The organism is Mycobacterium sp. IDUB_9 (genome assembly GCF_055419505.1).
On the sequence record NZ_JBVAXU010000002.1, the window covers coordinates 570,597 to 593,534 of the forward strand.

At 67.6% G+C, this 22,938-nt stretch carries 22 protein-coding genes and 1 pseudogene; 11 read left to right on the plus strand and 12 right to left on the minus strand.

The genetic code is table 11. From position 1 onward, the window contains the following. The first annotated feature begins 43 nt into the window (after positions 1-43). Genes ACZY08_RS11325 through ACZY08_RS11340 form a run of 4 tightly spaced genes read left to right on the plus strand, consistent with a single transcriptional unit; the run spans position 44 to position 4,908 of the window. On the plus strand, positions 44-1,333 hold the full coding sequence (locus ACZY08_RS11325) for a thymidine phosphorylase (protein ID WP_463744765.1): 1,290 nt from the start codon (positions 44-46) through the stop codon (positions 1,331-1,333). Positions 1,334-1,384: 51 nt separating this feature from the next. Then, on the plus strand, positions 1,385-2,215 hold the full coding sequence (locus ACZY08_RS11330; RefSeq protein ID WP_463744764.1) for a dienelactone hydrolase family protein: 831 nt from the start codon (positions 1,385-1,387) through the stop codon (positions 2,213-2,215). Positions 2,216-2,252: 37 nt separating this feature from the next. Continuing rightward, positions 2,253-3,341 carry an adenosine deaminase gene (locus tag ACZY08_RS11335; RefSeq protein WP_463744763.1) on the plus strand — a complete coding sequence of 363 codons (1,089 nt, stop codon included), beginning with the start codon at positions 2,253-2,255 and terminating at the stop codon, positions 3,339-3,341. A gap of 46 nt (positions 3,342-3,387) precedes the next feature. Beyond that, positions 3,388-4,908, plus strand: coding sequence for an outer membrane protein assembly factor BamB family protein (locus ACZY08_RS11340; RefSeq protein ID WP_463744762.1), 1,521 nt, complete (start codon positions 3,388-3,390; stop codon positions 4,906-4,908). 183 nt (positions 4,909-5,091) lie between these two features. On the opposite strand, the gene ACZY08_RS11345 is transcribed toward ACZY08_RS11340, so the two are convergent. The 6 genes from ACZY08_RS11345 to ACZY08_RS11370 form a co-directional block, all read right to left on the minus strand. Beyond that, positions 5,092-5,901 carry an alpha/beta fold hydrolase gene (locus tag ACZY08_RS11345; RefSeq protein WP_463744761.1) on the minus strand — a complete coding sequence of 270 codons (810 nt, stop codon included), beginning with the start codon at positions 5,899-5,901 and terminating at the stop codon, positions 5,092-5,094. A gap of 44 nt (positions 5,902-5,945) precedes the next feature. Next, positions 5,946-7,220 carry a protein export chaperone SatS gene (gene satS / locus ACZY08_RS11350; protein WP_463744760.1) on the minus strand — a complete coding sequence of 425 codons (1,275 nt, stop codon included), beginning with the start codon at positions 7,218-7,220 and terminating at the stop codon, positions 5,946-5,948. Positions 7,221-7,295: 75 nt separating this feature from the next. Then, positions 7,296-8,381, minus strand: coding sequence for a C40 family peptidase (locus ACZY08_RS11355; RefSeq protein ID WP_463744759.1), 1,086 nt, complete (start codon positions 8,379-8,381; stop codon positions 7,296-7,298). Between the two features lie 2 nt (positions 8,382-8,383). Next, positions 8,384-8,689, minus strand: coding sequence for a hypothetical protein (locus tag ACZY08_RS11360; protein WP_463744758.1), 306 nt, complete (start codon positions 8,687-8,689; stop codon positions 8,384-8,386). Between the two features lie 130 nt (positions 8,690-8,819). Then, a complete protein-coding gene (locus ACZY08_RS11365) occupies positions 8,820-9,557 on the minus strand; it encodes an SDR family NAD(P)-dependent oxidoreductase (protein WP_463744757.1) in 738 nt (245 codons plus the stop codon). A 19-nt stretch (positions 9,558-9,576) separates the two neighbouring features. Further along, a complete protein-coding gene (locus ACZY08_RS11370) occupies positions 9,577-10,179 on the minus strand; it encodes a sigma-70 family RNA polymerase sigma factor (RefSeq protein WP_463744756.1) in 603 nt (200 codons plus the stop codon). A 122-nt stretch (positions 10,180-10,301) separates the two neighbouring features. Between ACZY08_RS11370 and upp the strand changes: the two genes are divergently transcribed. Beyond that, positions 10,302-10,925, plus strand: a complete 624-nt coding sequence (upp, locus tag ACZY08_RS11375; protein WP_463744755.1) for a uracil phosphoribosyltransferase — start codon at positions 10,302-10,304, stop codon at positions 10,923-10,925. Here the strand turns inward: upp and ACZY08_RS11380 are convergent. The 3 genes from ACZY08_RS11380 to ACZY08_RS11390 are packed head-to-tail and all read right to left on the minus strand — an operon-like array spanning position 10,922 to position 14,489. Beyond that, positions 10,922-12,418, minus strand: a complete 1,497-nt coding sequence (locus tag ACZY08_RS11380) for a hypothetical protein (protein ID WP_463744754.1) — start codon at positions 12,416-12,418, stop codon at positions 10,922-10,924. The genes upp and ACZY08_RS11380 overlap by 4 nt on opposite strands. A gap of 11 nt (positions 12,419-12,429) precedes the next feature. After that, the gene (locus ACZY08_RS11385; protein WP_463744753.1) at positions 12,430-14,046 is read right to left on the minus strand and encodes a phospho-sugar mutase; all 1,617 of its coding nucleotides are present in this window, start codon (positions 14,044-14,046) and stop codon (positions 12,430-12,432) included. Continuing rightward, positions 14,043-14,489: a MarR family winged helix-turn-helix transcriptional regulator gene (locus ACZY08_RS11390; RefSeq protein WP_463744752.1), complete on the minus strand. Its 447-nt coding sequence runs from the start codon at positions 14,487-14,489 to the stop codon at positions 14,043-14,045. The genes ACZY08_RS11385 and ACZY08_RS11390 overlap by 4 nt, the downstream gene beginning before the upstream one ends. A 109-nt stretch (positions 14,490-14,598) precedes the next feature. Between ACZY08_RS11390 and ACZY08_RS11395 the strand changes: the two genes are divergently transcribed. Further along, a complete protein-coding gene (locus tag ACZY08_RS11395; RefSeq protein ID WP_463744751.1) occupies positions 14,599-15,675 on the plus strand; it encodes an AbrB family transcriptional regulator in 1,077 nt (358 codons plus the stop codon). Here ACZY08_RS11395 and ACZY08_RS11400 read toward each other — a convergent pair. Continuing rightward, positions 15,573-16,397, minus strand: a complete 825-nt coding sequence (locus tag ACZY08_RS11400) for a hypothetical protein (RefSeq protein WP_463744750.1) — start codon at positions 16,395-16,397, stop codon at positions 15,573-15,575. The two genes, ACZY08_RS11395 and ACZY08_RS11400, sit on opposite strands and share 103 nt — an antisense overlap. A gap of 15 nt (positions 16,398-16,412) precedes the next feature. After that, entirely contained in the window at positions 16,413-17,561 is a 1,149-nt protein-coding gene (locus ACZY08_RS11405; RefSeq protein WP_463744749.1) for an FAD-dependent oxidoreductase, read from the minus strand. 100 nt (positions 17,562-17,661) lie between these two features. Here ACZY08_RS11405 and ACZY08_RS11410 point away from each other — a divergent pair, with 100 nt between their 5' ends. Then, positions 17,662-18,207: a TetR/AcrR family transcriptional regulator gene (locus ACZY08_RS11410; protein WP_463744748.1), complete on the plus strand. Its 546-nt coding sequence runs from the start codon at positions 17,662-17,664 to the stop codon at positions 18,205-18,207. Here the strand turns inward: ACZY08_RS11410 and ACZY08_RS11415 are convergent. Further along, a complete protein-coding gene (locus ACZY08_RS11415) occupies positions 18,204-18,995 on the minus strand; it encodes a purine-nucleoside phosphorylase (RefSeq protein WP_463744747.1) in 792 nt (263 codons plus the stop codon). The genes ACZY08_RS11410 and ACZY08_RS11415 overlap by 4 nt on opposite strands. 47 nt (positions 18,996-19,042) lie before the next feature. On the opposite strand from ACZY08_RS11415, the gene ACZY08_RS11420 reads away from it, so the two are divergent. From ACZY08_RS11420 to ACZY08_RS11435, 4 genes and pseudogenes are all read left to right on the plus strand, one after another. Continuing rightward, positions 19,043-20,227: a M20 family metallopeptidase gene (locus ACZY08_RS11420; RefSeq protein WP_463744746.1), complete on the plus strand. Its 1,185-nt coding sequence runs from the start codon at positions 19,043-19,045 to the stop codon at positions 20,225-20,227. Further along, a complete protein-coding gene (locus ACZY08_RS11425; protein WP_463744745.1) occupies positions 20,224-21,390 on the plus strand; it encodes a M20 family metallopeptidase in 1,167 nt (388 codons plus the stop codon). The genes ACZY08_RS11420 and ACZY08_RS11425 overlap by 4 nt, the downstream gene beginning before the upstream one ends. A 100-nt stretch (positions 21,391-21,490) precedes the next feature. Beyond that, a complete protein-coding gene (locus tag ACZY08_RS11430) occupies positions 21,491-22,426 on the plus strand; it encodes a hypothetical protein (RefSeq protein WP_463744744.1) in 936 nt (311 codons plus the stop codon). A gap of 113 nt (positions 22,427-22,539) precedes the next feature. Beyond that, positions 22,540-22,895, plus strand: a pseudogene (locus ACZY08_RS11435) (hypothetical protein); the annotation flags it as partial. Positions 22,896-22,938 lie beyond the last annotated feature (43 nt).

Consider the following 22,938-nt stretch of genomic DNA (forward strand, 5'->3'; position numbering starts at 1 on the left):
GTGGTCCAACAACTCCGGGTTACCGGCGAGTAGGTTGGCGGCCATGCCGTATCTCGACGCGCCGACCGTCATCCGGACCAAGCGTGACGGCGGTGTGCTGTCCGACGCCGCAATCGACTGGGTGATCGAGGGCTACACCCACGGGCGGGTCGCCGACGAACAGATGTCGGCCCTACTGATGGCGATTTTTCTGAAAGGCATGGCACCCGCCGAGATCGCCCGTTGGACGTCGGCCATGGTCGATTCCGGAGAACGGTTCGACTTCACCGACCTGCGCCGTGCCGGGCGGCCACTGGCGTTGGTGGACAAGCACTCCACCGGCGGGGTGGGGGACAAGATCACCATCCCACTGCTGCCGGTTGTGGTGGCCTGTGGCGCCAGTGTTCCGCAGGCGGCAGGGCGCGGGCTCGGCCACACCGGCGGCACGCTCGACAAACTTGAGGCGATCCCCGGCTTCACCGCTGAACTGACCAAAGGTCAAATCCGGCAACAACTTCGGGATATCGGTGCAGCGGTGTTCGCGGCCGGGGAGTTGGCGCCGGCCGATCGCAAGATCTACGCACTGCGGGATGTCACCGCCACCACCGAGTCGTTGCCGCTGATCGCCAGTTCCGTGATGAGCAAGAAGCTGGCCGAAGGGGCGCGATCGCTGGTGCTCGACGTGAAGGTGGGGCGAGGCGCGTTCCTCAAGACCGAGGCCGAGTCCCGCGAACTGGCGGCCACCATGGTGGGCCTGGGCAATGCCAACGGGGTCCCGACCCGGGCCCTGCTCACCGATATGAATTGCCCGCTGGGGCGGACCGTCGGCAATTCCGTGGAGGTCGCCGAGTCGCTGGAGGTGCTGTCCGGGGGCGGTCCGTCCGACGTGGTCACCCTGACCCTGGCGCTGGCCACCGAGATGCTCGACGCAGCCGGTGTCGACGGCACCGACCCTGCCCAGACGCTGCGCGATGGCAGCGCGATGGATTGCTTCCGTGCGCTGGTGGCGGCCCAGGGTGGGGATTTGACCCGCCCGTTGCCCATCGGGACGGCCACCGAGACCGTGACGGCCCCACGCGGCGGCATCATGGGTGACCTCGACGCCATGGGAGTGGCGCTGGCGGCCTGGCGGCTGGGTGCCGGCCGCGCCCAGCCGGGTGAGCCGGTGCAGTTCGGTGCGGGCGTGCGGATCCACCGCAAGCCGGGGGAGCCGGTGGCCGCGGGGGAGGCGCTGTTCACCCTGTACACCGAGACCGCCGAGCGGTTGCCCGGCGCACTCGCCGAGCTCGAGGGCGCCTGGACGGTCAGCGACACCGCGCCCACGCAGCGGCCCCTGATCATCGACCGGTTGTAGGTATTCACGATCCCTCTGGTCAATCGGGAACCCAACTGCTAGGCACAGATGGTGCCCGACGACGATCTTGCGGATTTCCAACGGTCAGAGTTCACCTACCAATCCAAGACCCGCTCCGTGTTTCGGCGCGGAGACGGGCCGGCGGTCGTCATCATCGCCGAAATGCCTGGCATCACCCCCAAAGTCCTCGACTTCGCCCGCCAGGTCAGCGGAATCGGTTGCACCGCAGTCCTTCCACACCTGTTCGGAGTCCCAGGCCGCGATCCGAACCCGGACGCACGCGGTCGGGTTGGCTTCGTGGCGAATGCTGTCGGATCGCTCGTACCGGCCTGCATCAGCCGAGAATTCGTCACCTTGGCCACCGGCCGGACTTCCCCGGTCATCGACTGGCTGCGGGCCCTGGCCAGGCACGAACACGAGCGTTGCGGCGGGCCCGGTGTCGGCGCCGTCGGCATGTGCTTCACCGGGGGCTACGCCCTGGCGATGGCGACCGACGACACTTTGCTCGCTCCGGTGCTGTCACAACCTTCGATGCCAATGGGGCTGACTGCCGCCCAACGCGGGTCGATCGACATCTCGGAGGCTGACCTGGCCATCGTCCGGCAACGGTGCGCCCGCGGTCTGACGGTGTTGGGGCTGCGGTTCACCGGGGACCGGCTGGTGCCGGCAGAACGCTTCGGCTTCTTGCGTGAGCAGCTCGGTGACGCATTCGTGGCGGTTGAACTCGACGATGCCGACGCCAACCCCGACGCGACGATGCGGCCGCACTCCGTGCTCACCGAACACCTGATCGATGTACCCGGTCAACCCACCCGAGCTGCGCTCGACCAGGTGCTCGACCTGTTTCGTCACCGACTGTTGAGCGGGTCGCAGCCTGAATGATCCGCGCTGACGGGCTCGCTGTGCGCATGATGGAGTGATGAGTACGCCGCTGAGTCTGGACAAGATCCAGCACGCTCCCAAGGCCCTGCTGCACGATCACCTCGACGGTGGTCTGCGTCCGGCCACCGTGCTCGACCTCGCCGGTCAGGTCGGCTATGACGACCTGCCGGCCACGGACGTCGACGAGTTGGCCACCTTCTTCCGCACTGCGGCGCACAGCGGGTCGTTGGTGCGCTACCTGGAGCCGTTCGCCCACACCGTCGGGGTGATGCAGACCCCGGAGGCGCTGCACCGTGTCGCCTACGAGTGTGTGGAGGACCTCGCCGCCGACAACGTCGTCTACGCCGAGATCCGGTTCGCCCCCGAACTGCACATCGACGGCGGCCTGTCGCTCGACGACGTGGTCGACGCCGTGTTGGCCGGCTTCGCCGACGGGGAGAAGGCGGCCGCCGCAGAGGGGCGCATCATCACCGTGCGCTGTCTGGTCACCGCGATGCGTCATGCTGCCCGCTCCCGTGAGATCGCCGAGCTGGCAATCCGGTTCCGCGACAAGGGCGTTGTGGGCTTCGACATCGCCGGGGCCGAGGCCGGCTACCCGCCCACCCGGCACCTCGACGCATTCGAATACATGCGAGGCAACAACGCGCGCTTCACCATTCACGCCGGTGAGGCGTTCGGGCTGCCGTCCATCCACGAGGCCATCGCGTTCTGCGGTGCCGACCGTTTGGGCCACGGCGTGCGCATCGTCGACGACATCACCGAACTCGACGACGGGACCCAGCGCCTGGGCCGGCTGGCATCCATCCTGCGGGACAAGCGAATTCCGTTCGAGATGTGCCCCAGCAGCAACGTGCAGACCGGAGCGGCGCCGAGCATCGCCGAGCATCCGTTCGACCGGCTTGCTCGGCTGCGGTTCCGCGTGACCGTCAACACCGACAACCGGCTGATGAGCGACACCACCATGAGCCAGGAGATGCTACGGCTGGTCGAGGCGTTCGGCTACGGCTGGAGTGACCTGGAGCGGTTCACCATCAATGCGATGAAGTCGGCCTTCATCCCGTTCGATGAGCGGCTCGCCATCATCGACGAGGTGATCAAGCCCCGGTACGCGGTGCTGGTCGGCTGAGAGATTGGCGCGGGGCGGGCAGGAACGGCTGAACTAGACTCCGGCCGTGAGCCAGTGGGGGAGTTCGCCGTGGGGCGACAACGATGGTCAGCCCGGTTCCTCGCCGTTCGGTCCGCCGGTATTCGGCGCCGCCCCGGGGTTCGCGTCTCAGCCACCGGGGTACGGGTACCCGCCCCAGTTCACACCCCCGCCGCCGGAGGAGGATCGCCGACGCAGGGCGAAGTTGATCGGGATGATCGTCGCGGCGGTGGTGGTTGTTGTGGCGCTGGTGGTCGGCGGGGTCCTGGCCTGGACGTTCGGTTCGGGGCCGCAGCCGTTGTCGGAGGCCGATACCGCGGCCGGTCGGGCCGAGATCGCTGCGGAGGAGCGTCCGCCGGGCGCGGTGAAGGCCCCCACCCTGACCAGCGCGCCCACCACCCCGCTGTGGACCTATCCGCCAGGCGAGAACACCCTCGGTCTTGTCCGCCTCCTGGGCGGTGATGCCAAGACCGTCATCATCCAGGCGGCCAACTCCTTGATCGCGCTGGATGCCACCAACGGCTCTCCGCGATGGCAACAACCGTTGCGGATCATGCAAATGGGTTGTGTCATCGGCACTTCGGGCCAGGCCGCCCTCTGCAACGGTGGAGCGGCGGCCATCCTCATCGACATGGCGACTGGTGTGACCAAGGAATCGAAGTCGGCCAAGGAACACAACGCCGACGTCTACGGCGGCGCCAGCATGTTGGCCGTGAAACTGGGAAAAGAATTCACGATGTTCGATGATTCGGGACGGCAGCTGTGGTCGAAGCAGTTTTCATCGGAAATTATCTCCGTGTTCCTGGATCAAGGCATCGTAGCCAACTTCGTTGGTACCACGACGACGTTCTACGACGCCAAGACCGGCGACCAATTGTTCGCGGTCGACGAGACCTACAGACCGCCAGTCGCCACCAGTCGCGGCATTGCTGTGTCGCGTGGGAAGGACAAGAATTTCAAGTCGCAGATCGACTTCTACTCGTTCAGCGGCAAAATCGCCTGGCGGATCACTGCAGATCGCGGCTATCGGCTTCCCTCCAGCACGGATGCAGGCATCGCCAGTTCAGTTTCGGAGGCGGCTTGGCAGTCGGGTGTCACGTCGGCTGTCACATCGCTGATCGTGTACAACAGGGAGAAGAATGAGATCGCCGGGGTGGACGTCCTGACCGGAGAATTGACGTGGACCCAGCAGATTTCGCTGCCTGCGGAGGCGGCGGTCAGCCTCGGCGGTTTTGGCAATCTGTGCGTTGTTTCGTACACGACTGGCACTGCCGGGGCAAAGCGGGTGCGGGACTGCAGTGACGGTACCGGTGCGTTTCTGGACAGGTCGAAAATCATTCAACTCGTCGCCGCCAACGACACCCAGGTTCTGGGCTTCGCTGATCCCGACTCGGCGAGCCGCAGTCGCTGGGGTCCGGTGACCGCCTTTGACTCCGCAACCGGCCGGCAGTTGTGGCAGTTGCCCGAGATGGGTTCAATCGACTGGGTGGGTGACGGGCTGTATTCGTCCTGGAACTCGTCGTACTACGGCATCGCGCGGCTGGCCTGAGCCGATGCCGTAGGCCTGATAAATGTGACCTGGCAGGAGGGTATGCAGGAGTCCAGGATTTCGTAAAATGGGCTGATCGAGATTTCAGGATTCCCGCTGCGGTTGTACTGGCCCAAGGAGGAGGCGCTCGACGGCACCTGGCAGCCGCCGAAGGTCACCAAACACTGATCCGCGCCGGACACGTCAGCCGCGCAGTACCCCCCGTAATGCGTCGGCGAAAATCCCTGGCGCGTCGATGAATCCACCGTGGTCGCCGGGGAATTTGACCGGACGCACGCCCAGTAGCCCGGCCAGGGTCATCGTGGTCCGCTTGGTCAACAGGTGCCCGGACTCCTCGCCGAGACCCAGCACGACCTGTCCGTTCATCAATGCGGCGACATCCGGTAAGTAGCGGGTGGTGGGCCGGAGCTCGTGGTTGAAGAAGTGTGCCGCGTCGCGCAGCTCCTGCTCGCTCGGTGCGGGCATCTCCCGTGCACCGGGCGGTACGTCGAAGCCGGCGTTGGCCATGAACTTTCCCCAGGCCGCGAACATCCCGTCGCTGTTGAAGGTGGCGATGATGTCTTCGGTGGCAGCGCGTTGCTCAGCGGCGTCGGGTAGCAATTCGAGCAGGGGAGGCTCGTGCGCGACGAGGATGCGCACCCGGCCGGGGTGGCGGGCCACCAATGACAGGCCCGTCACCGCCCCGCCCGACGAGCCGAACACATCGGCGGAGTCGGCGCCCAGATCATCGAGGATCGCGACGACGTCATCAGCCCGGCGCTCCGGGATGGAGTTCTCGGTCTGATCGTCGACGGAACTACGGGCGATGCCGCGCGGGTCCGCGGTCACCACGGTGTGGTCCCCGGCCAGCGCGTGCGCCAGCGGTGCGAACTCGGCGGCAGCCATCGGCGCGCCGAGGATCATCAGCAGCGGGCCCTCGCCGCGCACCTCGTAGTGCAGGCGTGCGCCGGGAACCTCGACGGTGTGCGTGGAAAGGCTGGTCGATGCGGTCATGAGTGATCTGACCGCCTGCGCGGCCAGAACTCATCGGATCGCGGCTACTCCGCGCGCAGGCGTGACTCCACGAAACGCTCCAACGCTTCCCACTGCTCGACGGCCTGGGCATACGGCGCGTCGGGTTTGCGGGCGTTGTCGTTGCCCAGGACATACCCGACGAACTTGCCGAGGGCCTTGGTATCGGCCAGCGTCTCGTCGACGGTCTTGTCCTCGGAGTAGTCGCTGACGTCGCGCAACAATTCGACGGCCAGTTCCAGCTGGTCGTGGTCGACCGCGTCGGGTCCGTCGGCGATGTCGTCGGAGATGCCGGACAAGACGTAGATGTTCTCCTCGGCGACGTCCACCCGCAGCGAGCCGTCGGTGGCGGCGGTTCTGATGTCGTCGTAGGTGGCCAGGTCGGACAGGTCGTGGTCGTGCTCGTCGGCCAGGTAGCGGGCCAGTGCGCGCTCCGAGGTGAACACGCTGATGCGACCGTTGCGGCCGAGGAAGACCGGATCGTCGTCAAGGTAGCAACGCAGGGTGTAAACGGTCCCCGAGCCGGTCATGATGCGCACCGGGTCGATGCCGACCTTCTGCCAGAAGTCCTCGTCGTCGCCCAGGACAGCGGCGTCGGCGGCGCTGCGCACGGGTTCGGCCGCCGCGGTGTCGTCCTCGTCGCTCTCGGCGTCGTCGTCTTCGGTGTCGGCGACCAGGTCGTCTTCGTCCTCTTCGGGAGCCGGTTCCTCGAGCTCGGCCTCGGCCTTCTTGACCGCGTCCTCGTCGATGTCTTCGGGAATGGTGACAACCTCGTCGATGGCGTCGAGCACGCCGTCCCAGCCGCGCGCGATCACGGCTTCGATCTCGGCCCAACGCTTGCGGCCAGAGCGCCCGGTGAAGCCGTCCACCCCGCCACCGAGTGTGCCGAGCACCGGGTTGCCGTTGAACAACTTGCTGATGGCCGCCAGTTCACACACCGAGCCGATCGAGGAGACCAGAACCAGCGTGCGGTGCACAGTCGCGACAGACTCTTCGGTCGGCTTGTCGGCAACCAGCTCCGGGATCCCGACGATGTCGTATTCACGGTCGTCGGCCGGCTGCAGCTTGTGGGCGTTGGCGGCGGTCAGCTTGTCCCACGCCGGGTGGTCGGCCAGATCGTTGTCGGTGTTGGTGCGGACGAATGCCGCGAGGTCAGCGACCGATTCGAAGGCGAACAGGGCGTCACCCTCGCCGAGGAAGGCCTCCCACTCGTCGCCGGCATCACGCCAACGCGGAGCCCACAATGTGTAGAGGTCGCCCTTGGTCAGCCCGAGCCGAATCGGGACGATGTCAGCAGCCATGCGGCACAGCCTAATGGGGCGCCTCCGACGCCAGTCAGGTTGTCTCCCGTTCCTGGGTCGGCTCGGGGGTGCCCGTCACACTGTCGGCCGCCAGAAGCCCTGAAAGCCCTGACCGGCATTCGTCGTTCGGACGGGGGACAGTTTCACGGGGTCACCTGCCTCGATCATCGTATTTCCGCCGACGATCATGGCGACATGGCCGTCCCACACCGCCAGGTCACCCGGTCGCAGCGTCCCCGCCGAGACCGCCTTGCCGATGTCCTGCTCCTGGGCCAGCCGCGGGATGTCCAACCCGGCTTCGCGATAGGCCCATTGAGTCAGCCCGCTGCAGTCCAGCCCGACGCCGGGTGTGGTGCCGCCCCACCGGTAGGGCACCCCGAGCTGGGTCAGCGCGTGCCGCACGGCGCTGGCCGCCACGGCATTGGGGGCCACCGCGGTGCTCCCGTCGGGCAGCCGCACGGCCACACCGTCCCCGAACATGCCCGGGTCGCGAAGCCCGACCGCTGCCTCGGAGCGATCACCCGAAGAGGCCGGCAGGTCTGCGGCCCCAGAGAACCCCGCTCCGGAGAAGCCGGCCCCCGGGAACCCCGCTCCTGGAAATCCCGACGACGTCGGCGCGCCGGCCGGAAGCCCCGAACTGGCCGGGAGCCCCGCCGGGCCCGCGTGCATCCCCGCGGTGACCACACCGGCCTGGCGGTCCAGTTCGGTGCGTAGTTCGTCGACGACGGCCGACGCCTCAGCGACCGCACGCCGTGCCTCGGCCTGCAGCTCCTGCGCCACACCGGGCTCATCGAGATGGGGACCCAGCGCCGCGGCGCGTTCCTCGAAGCGGTCGATGATCGCCTGCAGTCGTGACCTCGCCTCGGTCACAGCTGTGCCTGCGCTCTGGGCGGCTGCGCTCAGTACCTGCGCTTGCGCCGCCAGGCCGGTCACCTCGGCCGCGGTGCCCGTGGCGAAGTCGGCGGCGGCCGTTGCGGCTGTGCCCGACCAGTCGCCGGCGGCGCTCTCCCACGACCGCCCAAGTGCCGCAGCGATATCCGACAGGGCGGAATGCGCCGCATCCAGCACCGTCACGGCGGGGCCGGGCTCGGCCCGGCCACTGCCCACCAGGTCTCGCAGCGCGTAGAGCGGTGTGGCCAGCGCGGCGGCGGATGCGGGCATGGCTACACCCGCGGCAACAGTGCCGCCGCCCGCTGACCGGCGGTGTCGTACTCGGCGGCGGTAACCCCGGCGCTGACGGCACCTGTGCCGGCCCGGGCACTCAGTGCCGCTACCGCCTCGATGTGGGCGCTGACGGATGCGGTGAAGGCTGCCACGAACCGCTCGCCGATCGGGCCGAGGGCGCCTGCCGGTGACGGCATCGACCGCAGGGTTGCGGCCACGGCGCTGAGCTCGGCGGCGTGTGCGCCGTAGGCGCCGCCAAGGGCGTCGATGGCCGCCATGTCGGCGCGCAGGGTGTCGGCGGTCATGTGGTTAGGACGTCCGCCGCGCCCGATCGGTTCCGTCATGCGTCGCTTTCCACGCCACGGCTGCTCGTGCGCCGTTGGCACAGCCCCACGGTAGAAAGCGGCGCACACGGGGCATCCCGAGGCGCCGCGTTCAGATGGCTGTACCGCCGCCGTCGACGTGCAACGTCGAGCCGGTGATGAAGGCCGCCCGCGGCGAACTCAGGAACAGCACTGCGTGGGCGATCTCCGCAGGAGTGGCCGTGCGGCCCAGCGGCAGGGCGCGGCCGAGTTCCTCGTTGGTGTCGCCCCATTGGGCCTCGACGCCTTCGGTGCGGGTCGGGCCCGGTGCCACACTGTTGACTCGCACTCCGCCGGAACCGAATTCGGCAGCCCAGGTGCGGGTCAACGATTCGACGGCGGCCTTGGACGCACTGTAGGTCGAGGCACCGGGTACGCCTTTGGACGCGACCATCGAGGTGACGTTGACGATGCTGCCGCGGTCGCGTTCGAGCATGCCGCCCACCAACTGGGCCACCAGGAAATATGTGCCGCGCACATTGGTGTCGAAAGTCTGCTCGAAGGAGGCGACGTCTTGTTCGACGGTGAGCGCACCGGGAAATGCGGCCGCATTGTTGACCAGGATGTCGAGACGATCGCATTGTTGAGCGAGAGATCGCACCGAGTCCAGGTCGGCGAGGTCGGCGCTGATGAACCGGACGTCGCCACCGAGCGCGGCCGCGGCGTCACGTCCGCGCTGTTCATCCCGCCCGGTGATGGTCACTGCCGCACCCGCCCGGGCCAGCAGGTCGGCACAGGCCAATCCGATACCCGCGGTGCCTCCGGTAACCAGCGCGCGGTATCCGTTGAGTTCTGTCGATCCGGATTCCATTGTGTCCTCTCGTTGTTCGTTACGCCACACGGCGCACATCGGTGTCATCGCTCAACACGGCCCGCAGACGCTCGCGGCTCCGTGCGATGCGTGACATGACCGTTCCCAGAGGGATTTCCATGCGCGCAGCCGTCTCGGCATACGTGAGACCCTCGATGTCGGCGTAGTACAACACCGTTCGGAACCCCTCCGGCAGCGTCAGCAACGCATCGCGGATCCGGTCGTCGCAGAACAGGTCGAGTGCACAATCCTCGGCAGAGCGCTCTGCTGTCACGGAATGGGCTGCGCTACTGAACATGTCGCCGTCGGTGATCTCTGGGACCGCGAACGTATCGGGACGGCGCTGTTTCATCCGGTGCGTGCTGATCCAGCGGTTGTGCATGATGCGGAACAGCCAGGCGCGCAGGTTGGTGCCCGGTTCGAACCGGTGGAAACCGGCGTAGGCGTTCATCAGCGTGTCCTGCACCAGGTCCTCGGCGTCGGCCTGGCTGTGCGTCAGCCGTCGCGCGGTGCGCAGCAGGACGGAGTGGAACGGCATCGCCTCGCGCACGAACCGTGTCGCCCGTTGCGCGTCAGACTCGCCCAGGGCTGCCGAGGCGGCTACGGCTGTCGTCGTGATCATCAACTCAGCCTGATTCGCGCCACCTCGTAGCGGACCCTTGAGAGTCCGTGGTCTCTGTGGTCCGTGGCGTTCGACCCCGGATAGACCTGCACGCCCCCGGCGTCGACCGTTAAGGTCAGCGCATGGATGTGCGCGTCGTCGACCACCCCCTGGCCGCGGCGCGGCTGACCACCCTGAGGGACGAGCGGACCGACAACGCCGGGTTCCGTGCCGCGCTGCGCGATCTGACGATGATGCTGGTGTACGAGGCGACCCGGGACGCGGCCTGCGAACAGATCGCGGTGCGCACCCCGGTGACCGATACCACCGGGTCGCGGCTGGCCAATCCGCCGCTGTTGGTGCCGGTGTTGCGGGCCGGTCTCGGGATGGTGGACCAGGCGCACGCGCTCATCCCGGAGGCGCAGGTCGGCTTCGTCGGGATGGCGCGCGACGAGACGACGCACCAGCCGACGCCCTACCTGGCGTCGCTGCCCGACGATCTGAGCACGCGGTCAGTTTTCGTGCTCGACCCGATGCTCGCGACCGGCGGGTCGATGGCCTACACCATCGACCTGCTCCGTGAGCGCAACGCCGTCGATATCACCGCGGTGTGTGTGGTGTGCGCGCCGCAGGGCATCGCCGCGATCGAGAAGGTCGCCCCGGACATGCGGCTGATCACCGCGACCATCGACGAAGGCCTCAACGAGGTCGCCTACATCGTCCCGGGTCTCGGGGACGCCGGCGACCGTCAGTTCGGTCCGCGCTAGGGGGCTCTCGCGGTCAGGTACGGCCGTGACAACACCAGTGCCGTCGCCGTGGTGAGCACGAGTACATACACCGGCAACAGATGGATGAAGGTGGTGTACCCGATCGCGTAGTGCACGGCTAGCGCCGGCAGCGTGCCCGTCACGAATCCGATCAGCAACGTCCACCACACCCAGCGCTCGCCGCGCCGGAATCCCCACAGCGCGATCAATGCGATCGCCAGCCCGGAACCGACCAAGGCCCCGCCGAAACCAGCCCGGTCGTGGGCGATGAAACCGAGCAGCTGCGGGTCAGCCGCTCGCAGGGTCGCTCCGTGGGTGTGCAGATAGCCAAGATCGGTGGTGACGAACACGTCGGTCAGCCCGACGAACGAGATGGTCGCCCCGGCGCCGGCGAGCCCGGCGCCTAGGCCGATGAACAGCAGCTGGCCCCACAACGCGCGCCTGCGCAGTGATTCCGGACCGTCTGGCAGCGCCCGCCATCGGGGCGGGTCGGGTCTGTTCCACACCGCGGCCAGCAGCATCGGGAACAGCGTCACCACCACCAGCGTGTGCAGAGGGTCGACGAACCCTGTTCCGACGAAGTAGAACAGCGTGAGGAAAGCGACGAGTCCAGAGATCAGTAACGTGGTACGGGCCCATCCCAGGCCGCGTCTGATGCCGCCCCAGGACAATCCCGCGTACAGCGCGCCGAGGCCGATCATGTTGCCCGCCATGCTGATCCGGTCATGTTGGATGAAGTGCACCAGGTTGTCGTTGATCTGGCGAAGGTCATCCACCCCGAGGCCGAGATAGGAACGGTCATAACTCAGCAACACAGGTCCGAGCGTGATGGCACCGGCACCGATACCTGCCACGATCAAACCGAGTCCGGCCAGCACACCCCACAACCAGCCCGGCCAGCGAAACGGGTTGAGCCCGGCATCGGCCAGGCTGGGCGGCGGCGTCGAGGTCTGCGAGGCGGCTTCGATCACGCGGTTGAACCAGCCCGGCCCGGTGGCCAGCAGCACCGCCGGCCGGGCCAGCACGACGGTGTCCGGATCCTGCAGCGCGGCAACGGCGGCGGCGACGTCTGGATCGGTCAGATAGCGATCCTCGCTTGCCGGACCGATGACCACCTCGTCGACGTCGGGGGCGAGCAGGTCGGCCACCTCTGAAGAATCCACCCGGGCGACGACGTGGCAGCGTCGACCGGTGGCGGCCCGGCGCACGGTGTCGACATCGGCGGCGCTCACCGGCGCGATCTCGATGATGCTGGCACCTTGAACCGGCAACACCAGTACGGCATCGCGGGCCACCGACGGCGGGACCACCGCGCCGAAGCGTCCCACCCATTCGGGCGGGACCGGCGGGTGATCGAAAACCCTTGGGATCCAACGGTACCCGCCTGCCTCGACGAGCGTGGCCAGCAGCCGCAGTGCCAACCGCTGCGTACGATGTTCGCCGATGACCGCGGACGCGATGGGGCGAAGCGGTTGGTAGGTCCAGTCCGGCATTGCGTTTCCGGTTACCAGCGCGCAGCGGCGTCGGCGAGGTCCTGGCTCAGCTTCTGGGCGTGGGCCCGTGCCGTATCCAGATCGTCGGTCGGTGCACAACGAACCTCGGTGTAGGACTTGAGTTTCGGTTCGGTTCCCGACGGACGTACCACCACCCGGACGGAGGTGTCGGCCTCGTCGCCGGTGAAGATCAGCGCGTCGGTACGTTGCTGCCCCCGCCGCTGCAGCAGATCCTCGACGGTGACGTTGATACCGCCCAGTTCTGTCGGCGGGGCCTCGCGCAGCCGGGTCATGGCGGCGCCGGCGTCGTCGACGTGGCGGGTGACCGCGCCCGTCACGTGCACGCCGTGCGCTTTGGCCAGAGCATCGAGGGCATCGAGCATGGTGCGGCCCTGATCGCGCAGCGCAGCCGTCAGGTCGGCGGCGAGGATAGCGGCGGTGATCCCGTCCTTGTCGGGTACCGAGGCCGGGTCGACACAATGCCCGATCGCCTCTTCGTAGGCGTAGACCAGGGTGTTACCGGGGGACTGGGCGCGGGCCAACCACTTGAATCCGGTGAGGGTTTCGGCGTGCTGGGCCCCGTGCGCTGCCGCGATGGCGGCCAGCATCCGCGAGGACACCACGGTGCTGGCCACCAGAGCGGCTTCGCTGACGGGTCCGGGTTCGAGCTGAGACAGGATGTAATCGCCCAGCAACCAGCCGGTTTCGTCTCCGGTGAGCATGCGCCAACCATCCGGGCCGGGTACCCCGACGGCACACCGGTCCGCATCGGGGTCCAGGGCGATTGCGATCTCGGCATCGATGTCGTCGGCCAGGGCCAGCAGCGCGTCGACCGCACCCGGCTCCTCGGGATTGGGGAAGCTGACCGTGGGGAAGTCCGGGTCGGGGTTGAACTGTTCCTCGACCACGTGCACGTCGTCGAATCCGGCCAGGGCCAGGGCATCAAGCGCGTACTCACCGCCGACCCCGTGCAGCGGCGTCAGCGCCACCCGCACCGAACCGGTGCTCCGGCGAACCCGAGCGGCCCGCTCCAGGTACCCGTAGATCTGGTGACGCCCACCGGTTTCCACTGCGGATCGGCGAATTTCGTCTGCATACGGGGCGCGGGCCACCGCGGCCTCGATCTCCCGGTCGGCGGGGGAGACGATCTGCATGCCACCGTCGAGGAACACCTTGTAACCGTTGTCCGTCGGCGGATTGTGTGACGCGGTGATCTGGATGCCGGCCACCGCAGGCAGGTGCCGAACGGTATAGGCGACCATCGGGGTCGGGACCGCGGCCATCATGAGAACTACCTGGAAGCCCTCGGCGGCAAGGACTTCGGCGGCCGCCAGGGCGAACTCGTCGGAGTGGTGCCGCGCGTCGCGCCCCACCACTACGTGCGATCCACCCAGACATCTGTCCTTGAGAACCTGCGCCAGTGCCCAGGTGGTGCGGACGACGACGGCCAGATTCATCGCGTCGGGCCCGCCACGCAACGGCCCGCGTAGCCCGGCGGTACCGAAGGTCAGCGGATTGCTGAACCGGCGGTCGAGCTCTTCGGGACTGCAGGAGGACAATTCGGCCGCGGCCTGCGGGTCGGGGTCATGCGCGATCCATTCGGCGGCGGCGGTCGCGATGGTGGTCATGACCCAAGTGTGCCCGCAGCGGCGTCGGAGTACGCCAGCTTGCGCAGGACCGGTGCCACCAGCATCAGCAGATCGAACTCCAGATCGGTGAGGTTCTCCCGCATCGCGGCGTGCAGCCAGGCGTCGCGTTCGGCCCGGTCGGCCTGCAGCAACGCCGTACCTTCAGCGGTGATCTCGATGAGCTGACGGCGCCGGTCGTGGTCGTCGGGACGCCGGGCGATCAGCCCCCGGCGGAGCAGTTCGTTGATGCTGTCGGTCAGCGACTGGGCCCGCACATGCAGCCGCGCGCCCATCTCGGCCGGGGTCGTCGTACCGCTGCGGCCGGCCTCGCCCAACAGTTCCAGCTGGCTCAACGTCAGGCCGTGATCTGGACGGTGCCGCCGCATCTGCCGGGCCACCGCCATCATCGACTCGCGCAGTTCAGTCGCCGATGTTGCTGCCATAAGCAAGTTATACCTTGGTATTTAGCGACGATGTGGCATTTGGCACCCATCTGACCGTGAATATTGCAAAGGAATGCCTTACGATTTCCGTGGGAGGTGGACGACGCCGATGACACGGACGCTGCGGTGGGTGTTGCTGTTCGTCGCGACGGTCGCCGTCACCGTCCCGCTCACGCTCATCGACGTACCCTCGGCCGCGCTGTTCGCCGGTCTCGCGGTCGGCATCGTATTGGCGCTGGTCTCGCTGGCCCCGGAACGGATGCCACGCCCGGCCGGGGTGATCGCCCAGGGCGTGCTGGGCGTCTACATCGGCACGATGGTCCATCAGGACGCCGTCAGTGCGCTCGGATCGGACTGGCCGATCGTGCTGGCGATCACCGTGGCGACGTTGCTGCTGAGCATTCTCGCCGGCGGGTTGCTCGGTCTGCATCGCGACGTCAGTCCGCTGACCGGGTCGCTCGCGCTCGTGGCCGGCGGTGCGTCGGGCCTGGTGGCCATCGCGCGTGAACTCGGCGGTGACGATCGCGTCGTCTCCGTCGTCCAATACCTGCGGGTAGCGCTGGTCACCGCGACCATTCCGCTCGTGGTGACCTTGGTCTTCCACGCCGATCGGTCGCACGCGCCGTCAGATCCCGGTGAATCTGCCTCGGCACCTTGGTATCTCAGCCTGGCAATGCTGACCGTGATCGTGGCGGTCGGGGTCGTCGGCGGGCGTTGGGCCAAGTTGCCGGGCGCCGGACTACTCGGCCCGCTGGCCCTCACGGTGACACTGCAACTCACCGGCCTCTCCTTCGGGCTGGCCGTCCCGGTGTTGCTGGTGCAGGCCGCCTACATGGTGATCGGCTGGCAGGCCGGCATTGCCTTCACCCGCGACTCGCTCCGGGCGATCGGCCGGATACTTCCGCTCGCACTGACTCTGATCGTGGTGCTCGGCGCGGCAACCGCCGGCCTCGGGATGGTGTTGGCCGACGTCACCGGGATGACGCAACTGGAGGGCTACCTGGCGACCAGTCCGGGCGGCGTCTACGCGGTGTTGGCGACCGCGGTCGAAACCGGCTCGAATGTCACGTTCATCATCGCCGCTCAGGTGCTGAGGGTGTTGCTGATGTTGTTCGTCGCGCCGCTCATGGCGCGGGTGATGGCGCGTAGGCCGGCCGAACAACCGGTGGCCGCCGTCCGGCGGTAGATGATCGGCTGGGCCGCGATGTCGTTGGCCTTGAAATTGGCCAGCACGAATGACCGGAAAGTGCGGCGAAACAGCAAGCTGGGGAGGAATACCCGCAAAGCCGGCCAGCTGGCGTGGTTGACCACGCGGTAGTCGGTCGGCTCACCGGCCCGTGGGACGAGCAGTGTCGAGTCCGGCAGTGCGGTGTGGCGCTGAAACCACCCGGCCGTGTATTCCCATGTGGCACAGACTGTTTCCGCTGAATCGCCGTGAAAGTAGTTGAACAGGAACCAGCGGTCGCCGGTGTGGTCCACATCGGCGATCCGGGCTGCGTTGTCGGCCGCCACCTGATACGAATGGCGTGCGCTGCGCTCTATTTCGGCAACCATGGCGCGGTAGGCCTTGTCAGCCCGCACGCTGTCGATCGCGTCAACATCACCGGTGCGAATGAGAACGACCAGGTCGTAACGGGCGGGCCGGACACCCGCGCGTGCCAGCAACGCCGCGCCCTCACCAGGCGGGCGCAGTGCTCCACGGAACACCACGGCCTCGACGACGTCGTCGCGCTGAGCGAGCTCCGCCGCCCACTTTTCGAGATGGCCGGTCAGGCGGCGGCGGGCGCGCGACGGCAGCGCGAGCGGCCCGGCCCAGCGGCCGGCCTCGGCCGCCAGGATCAGAAATCTGTCGTCGCTCGGCCGGGTGAGCCGAACCGGTACCGCGAGTTGATCATTGACGAGCTTCATCTGCTTTCCCTCTTCTCAGCGTCGGTTCAGGCCGGACAGTCGCCAGGCCAGCGCCCGGCGGACAGCGGGCAGCTTGCCCGCCAGCCGCATGACACGGTTGCGGATCGGGCGCCGGCGAGCGGACGCGGTGGCGAGTTCGGTGAGCCGGCTGGTCATCGAGACGACACCGCGTGCGGTGTGGCGGCGGGCGGTGGCGTACTCGTCGAGCAGCGCCTCGTCGGCCCCGGCGTCCAGCACCTGCGAGAGGTGCTCGCCCAGGACGACGGCATCCTCGATGCCCAGGTTCATGCCCTGCCCGCCTGCGGGAGAGTGCACGTGTGCGGCGTCGCCCGCGAGCAGGATGCGGTTGTCGCGGAACGAGTCGGCGACGCGGTGATGCACCCGGAACCGGGAACCCCAGACCACCTCTTCGACCACTGCGGGCACCGCCACCGGACCGCGTTCGTTCAACAGCGACTGCACGAACGCAATGTCAGGATGCTGCGGAGCTTCGTCCACTGTCGCGACGATGCGGTACATGTCGTCGGGCAGTGGGGCGACAACGACCAACCCGGCCGGTGAGAAGTAGAGGATCACCTCGTCGGCGGGCACACCGCCGGACAGGCGGACATCGGCCAGGGCAAACGATTCGCCGTACGTGCCCCCACTGAACGCGATACCGGCCTGGTCGCGGACCGTGCTGTGCATGCCGTCCGCGCCGATCAGGTAACGGGCCCGGATCTGCTGACCATCGGCGAACGTGGCGATCACCTGGTCGGTGTCCTGCCGGAGCTCGGTCACCGTGGCCGGGCGGAATACCTTCCCGCCCAGCTGTTCCAGCCGGTTCAAGAGGAAGCCTTCGGTGTCGGCCTGCGAGATCATCAGCGTGTACGGAAAGGCGGTCGGCAGCTCGCTGAACGGTGCCGCGATGAGGAGGTCATCGCGATCCCGGATGGTGAATGACGGGGTGTGGACTCCGCGGGCGACGAGTTGGTCGACCACGCCGTAGGGCTCCAGCAGTTCCAGGGTGTGGGGATGGACGACGGCGGCCCTCGAGGTGTTGGCGCCCTCGGCCTGGGCATCGACGACGGTCACGTCGTGGCCGTGCTGGATCAACACGATGGCCGCCGTCAGTCCGACGGGCCCGGCTCCGACGATCAGGACGTCTGTAGTGGTGTTCTGCATCTTCGACTCCTTGGTCAACAACCGTTGGTCAACAACTGTTGACTTCAACGTAGGAGCCTTCTGACGCGATGTCAACAGTTGTTGGCCTACAATTGTTGACATGCGACGACCTGCAGCCGAGACCAAGTCCGTCATCCTCGCTGCGGCGCGGGAGCGATTCGCCGCCGACGGGTACGAGCGCGCCACCATCCGGGCGATCGCGGCCGATGCCGGGATCGACCCTGCGATGGTGATGCGCTACTACGGCAACAAGGAACGGCTGTTCGCCGCCGCTGCCGAATTCGATCTGGAACTACCGGATCTCACCCGGGTCCCGCGTGAGGAGATCGGTGCCGCGCTGGCCGCGCACTTCCTCGAACGCTGGGAGCGCGATGAGGCGTTGCTGATCCTGCTGCGGGCCGGGGTGACCAATGAGGCCGTCGCCGAGCGGATGCGCACGATCTTCGCGGCGCAACTTGCTCCGGTCATCGCCGAGACGACGCGCAACGCTGCCGACACTCCGACGCGGGCGAGCTTGGCCGCCTCGCAGGTGCTCGGGATGGCCCTGTGCCGCTACGTGCTGGAGTTCCCGCCGTTGGTGACCATGGACCGCCAGGAGGTCGTCGACTGGATCGGCCCCACGCTGCAGCGGTATCTGGTCGGCTAGATCCGGTCTATCACCGATGCCAGCAGGGAACCCATCCGGGTTGCGGACTGACGTCCGGCCTCGAGTACCTCGGCGTGGCTCAGCGGCTCACCCGTCATCCCGGCGGCCAGGTTGGTCACCATCGAGATGCCCAGCACCTGCAGGCCGGCGGCCCGGGCGGCGATCGTCTCGTGCACCGTCGACATGCCGACCAGGTCAGCCCCGAGCGTGCGCAGCATCCGGATCTCCGCCGGGGTCTCGTAATGCGGGCCGGGCAGCCCGGCGTAGACGCCCTCGGCCAGCGTGGGCTCGATATCGCGGGCAAGGGCCCGCAGCGCGGGGGAGTAGGCGTCGACCAGATCGACGAACTGCGCGCCGACCAGCGGAGACCGCGCGGTGAGGTTGAGGTGGTCGCTGATCAGGACGGGTTGACCGACGCGATATTCGGCGCGCAGGCCGCCGGCGGCGTTGGTGAGCACCACGGTGGACACGCCCGTGGCCGCCGCCGTCCGGACCGGATGCACGACATGCTGCAGGTCATGGCCCTCGTAGGCGTGGATGCGCCCGGCCAACACCAGCACCCGGTGGTCTCCGATGCGTACCGAGTACGCCTGGCCGCGGTGCCCGGCTGCACTCGGCGGGGTGAAGCCGGGAAGATCGGCCATCGGCACGGTGGCCACCGGCTCGCCCAGCGCGGCCACCGCGGGCGCCCAACCTGAGCCGAGCACGACCGCGACATCGTGGCGTTCGACGCCCGTCCGCTCGGCGATGGTGGCGGCTGCCTGGCTAGATGCCTCGGGATCGGTCACGATAGGCGAGCTTAACCGTCGGAAACCCGCAGTGAGATACTGCGAGGATGCCGTCTGCCACCGCCTCGCTGAGCGTCGAGGACGCCATCAATCGGCGCCGTGGCGACCTCCTCGAGCTCTCCCACTCGATACATGCCGAGCCGGAGTTGGCCTTCGCCGAGTACCGCAGCTGTGCCAAGACGCAGGCGCTGGTGGCCGAGTACGGGTTCGAGGTCACCGCGGCTGCCGGAGGACTGGACACCGCGTTCCGGGCCTCTTACGGCAGCGGCCCGCTGGTGGTCGGGATCTGCGCGGAGTACGACGCGCTGCCCGAGATCGGGCATGCCTGCGGCCACAACATCATCGCGGCCTCGGCTGTCGGTACCGCGCTGGCCCTGGCCGGCGTCGCCGACGAACTGGGTCTGACCGTCGTGCTCGTCGGCACCCCGGCCGAGGAACTCGGTGGCGGGAAAGTCTTGCTCCTCAACGCCGGTGTGTTCGACGACATCGCCGCGACGGTCATGCTGCATCCGGGACCCGTGGACATCGCCGCCGCCCGCTCGCTGGCGCTCTCCGAGGTCACGGTGAACTACACCGGCCGGGAATCGCACGCAGCCGTCGCGCCGTATCTGGGCGTCAACGCCGGCGACGCGGTCACCGTCGCGCAGGTCGCCATCGGCCTGCTGCGCCAGCAACTGATGCCGGGACAGATGGTGCACGGCATCGTCACCCACGGCGGTCAGGCCACCAACGTCATCCCGGGCCGGGCCGAGATGCGCTACACCATGCGGGCCACCGACATGCCGGCGCTGCGCGAGCTGGAAGGCCGCATGGCCGGGTGTTTTTCGGCCGGAGCACTCGCGACGGGTTGTCAGCACCGGGTCACCGAGATCGGCCCGCCGTACGCCGAGTTGGTGCCCGACCCATGGCTTTCCGAGGCCATCCGCGCCGAGATGCGGCGCCTGGGCCGTAACCCGTTGCCGGAGAACGTGGAGGCAAGTGTGCCACTGGGCAGTACCGATATGGGCAACATCAGCCAGGTGATGCCCGGCATTCATCCGGTGATCGGTATCGACTCCGGTGGCGCGGCCATCCACCAGCCGGCTTTCACCGCCGCGGCGGCGGGTCCGAGCGCCGACAAGGCCGTGCTGGAAGGTGCAATCATGTTGGCCCGCAGCGTGGTTCAGCTGGCTGAGACACCCGTGCAGCGGGACCGGGTGCTGGAGGCGCTGCAGAGGAGGCGGGCGTCATGAGTGTGCTGCAGCATGCCGCGGCGCGCTGGTTGTCGCTCAACTACGACGAGATGGTGTCGTGGCGGCGTCACCTGCATGCCCATCCGGAACTGGGCCGTCAGGAGTTCGCCACCACCGAATTCGTGGCCCGCCACCTGGCTGAGGCCGGGCTGAACCCCAAAGTGCTGCCCGGTGGCACCGGATTGACGTGTGACTTCGGGCCGGAGGACCGTCCGCGTATCGCGCTGCGCGCCGACATGGACGGCTTGCCGATGGCCGATCGGACCGGCGCGCCCTATGCCTCCACGGTGCCCAACGTCGCGCACGCCTGCGGGCACGATGCACACACCGCCGTACTGCTGGGCACGGCGATGGCTCTGGCGTCGGTGCCGGAGTTGCCGGTCGGGGTCCGGTTGCTGTTCCAGGCGGCCGAGGAACTGATGCCGGGCGGCGCGATCGACGCGATCAATGCGGGCGTGCTGACCGGGGTGAGCCGGATCTTCGCGCTGCACTGCGATCCCCGGCTGGTCGTCGGACAAGTGGCCACCAAGCCCGGACCGATCACCTCGGCGGCTGATTCCATCGAGATCACCTTGCACTCGCCCGGCGGGCACACCTCCCGGCCGCACCTGACCGGCGACCTGGTCTACGGGCTGGGGACCCTGATCACCGGGCTGCCCGGCGTGCTGTCCCGTCGTATCGATCCCCGTCACGACACCGTCATGGTGTGGGGTGCGGTCAATGCCGGCGTGGCCGCCAACGCCATCCCGCAGATCGGGACGCTGGCCGGGACGATCCGCACCGCAAGTCGCGATACCTGGCTGACGCTGGAATCGATTGTGGAAGAGACGGTTACCGCGCTGCTCGCGCCGCTCAACATCTCGCACAGCCTCAACTACCGGCGTGGCGTGCCCCCCGTCGTCAACGAAGAGGTGTCCACCCGCATCCTCACCCACGCCATCGAGGCCATCGGCCCCGACGTCCTCGCCGACACTCATCAGTCCGGCGGCGGCGAGGACTTCTCCTGGTACCTCGAAGACGTACCCGGCGCGATGGGCCGGCTCGGTGTGTGGAGCGGACAAGGACCGCAACTCGATCTGCATCAGCCCACGTTCGACATCGACGAGCGTGCACTGGGCGTCGGCGTGCGCACGATGGTCAATATCATCGAGGCCTCCGCCTAGTTTCTTGCACCGCGACCGTGCGTGTTTGCCGGTCAACACGCCGCGGATCGCCGACATTTTGGCGTCACTCGTGGCCGGCGAGCGCCCATAGGCTGTCGTCATGACAGCTGAGCCTGACGAGCAACTGGCCTCGGCAATCGCGGCGTCCCGGGAGGCTGAATCGCTCAAACGCCAGCTCAGGACTGCCCAGTTGCACGCCGAGGAGTCCGCCGCCCGCGCCGAAACAGCCGGGCGCCGGCTGGAATCGGAGGCTCGCGATGTCCAGAAGCTGGAATCGTTGTCGCTGACCAAGATCTGGGCGCACCTCAAAGGTTCCCACCAGGACGCCATGGTCCGCGAAACCGCCGAACGTCAGTCCGCCGAGTACGACTACCGCACTCAACGGGGCCGCGCCGAGGCCGATCAACAGCACGTCGAGTATCTGAGCGGACGCCTCGCGGCGCTCGGCGATGTCGAGTTCGGTTTGGAGCGTGCCTTGAACGCCAAGGAACGCTGGCTTCAGGGCAACGGTGGCCCGGACGCAGCCAGACTCCTCGAAATCGCGGAAACACGAGGGCAATTGACGGCCGAACTGCGCGAGCTCAAGCAGGCGAGTTCCGCAGGCCAGCGGGCGTTGAAAGACCTGCGCACCGCCGCTGAACGGCTCGACAGTGCCAGGTCCTGGTCGGCGTACGACACCTGGTTTGACGGTGGCGTGATCGCCAGCATCGTCAAAGAGGACAGACTCGACAGCGTGTCGGAGTCGCTACGCTCGGCCGATACTCATCTCAAGCAGTTCAGCACCGAGCTCGCCGATGTCCACATGGAGGGCGCCCGTCTCGTCGAACTCGGCTCTTTCACTCGGGTTTTCGATGTGTGGTTCGACAACTTCTTCACCGATTTCGCGGTGCGCGATCGCATCATTCAAGCCCAGGACAAGGTCGATCAGGCCATCACGGGTGTCAAACGGGTTCTCAGCGAACTCGACCGGCGCACTCGGGCCCGCACCGTCGAGTTGAACCGAATCACCGCCGAACGCGCGGACCTCCTCGCGTAACCCCTGCACCACCGACGATCGTCCACATGGACCCTCAACTCATGCGGTTGTTCGATGGGCAGAGCGGAGTGACCACCAGCGGGCAGATACTCTCCTGCCTCACGCGTCATGCGCTGATTGCCCTAGCCGACGGGCGCGCGGAGTCGCCGATGGAGAGCGAGGCGCGGTTGGTAATGCTCGACGGTGGCCTTCCGGTGCCCGAATTGCAGTACGGGGTCGTCGACGGCAACGGGCAGGTGCGCCGGTTGGACTTCGCCTGGCCACATGACAACGTCGCAGTCGAGTACGACAGCCTGGACTGGCATGGCATGGCAATCCCGACGCGTTGCGTGACGACCGCAGGCGTACCGCGGCGTTGATGGACGTCGGGTGGACCGTTATCTCGATCGTGTTCGAGGATGTCCGCGAACGACAATGCGAGATGGTGGCCAGGATCAATGGGCGGTTGAGTCACGCTCGCGCGGCGTGAGCGTGCGCAAAATGCGCGCGAAGCGCGGCGTGTCGGGCGGCAA

Coding starts and splice junctions, on each gene's coding strand:
- ACZY08_RS11325 (WP_463744765.1), top strand. CDS start 44: ATGCCGTATCTCGACGCGCCGACCGTCATCCGGACCAAGCGTGACGGC.
- ACZY08_RS11335 (WP_463744763.1), top strand. CDS start 2,253: ATGAGTACGCCGCTGAGTCTGGACAAGATCCAGCACGCTCCCAAGGCC.
- ACZY08_RS11345 (WP_463744761.1), bottom strand. CDS start 5,901: ATGACCGCATCGACCAGCCTTTCCACGCACACCGTCGAGGTTCCCGGC.
- satS (WP_463744760.1), bottom strand. CDS start 7,220: ATGGCTGCTGACATCGTCCCGATTCGGCTCGGGCTGACCAAGGGCGAC.
- ACZY08_RS11355 (WP_463744759.1), bottom strand. CDS start 8,381: ATGCCCGCATCCGCCGCCGCGCTGGCCACACCGCTCTACGCGCTGCGA.
- ACZY08_RS11360 (WP_463744758.1), bottom strand. CDS start 8,689: ATGACCGCCGACACCCTGCGCGCCGACATGGCGGCCATCGACGCCCTT.
- ACZY08_RS11365 (WP_463744757.1), bottom strand. CDS start 9,557: ATGGAATCCGGATCGACAGAACTCAACGGATACCGCGCGCTGGTTACC.
- ACZY08_RS11370 (WP_463744756.1), bottom strand. CDS start 10,179: ATGATCACGACGACAGCCGTAGCCGCCTCGGCAGCCCTGGGCGAGTCT.
- upp (WP_463744755.1), top strand. CDS start 10,302: ATGGATGTGCGCGTCGTCGACCACCCCCTGGCCGCGGCGCGGCTGACC.
- ACZY08_RS11380 (WP_463744754.1), bottom strand. CDS start 12,418: ATGCCGGACTGGACCTACCAACCGCTTCGCCCCATCGCGTCCGCGGTC.
- ACZY08_RS11385 (WP_463744753.1), bottom strand. CDS start 14,046: ATGACCACCATCGCGACCGCCGCCGCCGAATGGATCGCGCATGACCCC.
- ACZY08_RS11390 (WP_463744752.1), bottom strand. CDS start 14,489: ATGGCAGCAACATCGGCGACTGAACTGCGCGAGTCGATGATGGCGGTG.
- ACZY08_RS11395 (WP_463744751.1), top strand. CDS start 14,599: ATGACACGGACGCTGCGGTGGGTGTTGCTGTTCGTCGCGACGGTCGCC.
- ACZY08_RS11400 (WP_463744750.1), bottom strand. CDS start 16,397: ATGAAGCTCGTCAATGATCAACTCGCGGTACCGGTTCGGCTCACCCGG.
- ACZY08_RS11405 (WP_463744749.1), bottom strand. CDS start 17,561: ATGCAGAACACCACTACAGACGTCCTGATCGTCGGAGCCGGGCCCGTC.
- ACZY08_RS11410 (WP_463744748.1), top strand. CDS start 17,662: ATGCGACGACCTGCAGCCGAGACCAAGTCCGTCATCCTCGCTGCGGCG.
- ACZY08_RS11420 (WP_463744746.1), top strand. CDS start 19,043: ATGCCGTCTGCCACCGCCTCGCTGAGCGTCGAGGACGCCATCAATCGG.
- ACZY08_RS11425 (WP_463744745.1), top strand. CDS start 20,224: ATGAGTGTGCTGCAGCATGCCGCGGCGCGCTGGTTGTCGCTCAACTAC.
- ACZY08_RS11430 (WP_463744744.1), top strand. CDS start 21,491: ATGACAGCTGAGCCTGACGAGCAACTGGCCTCGGCAATCGCGGCGTCC.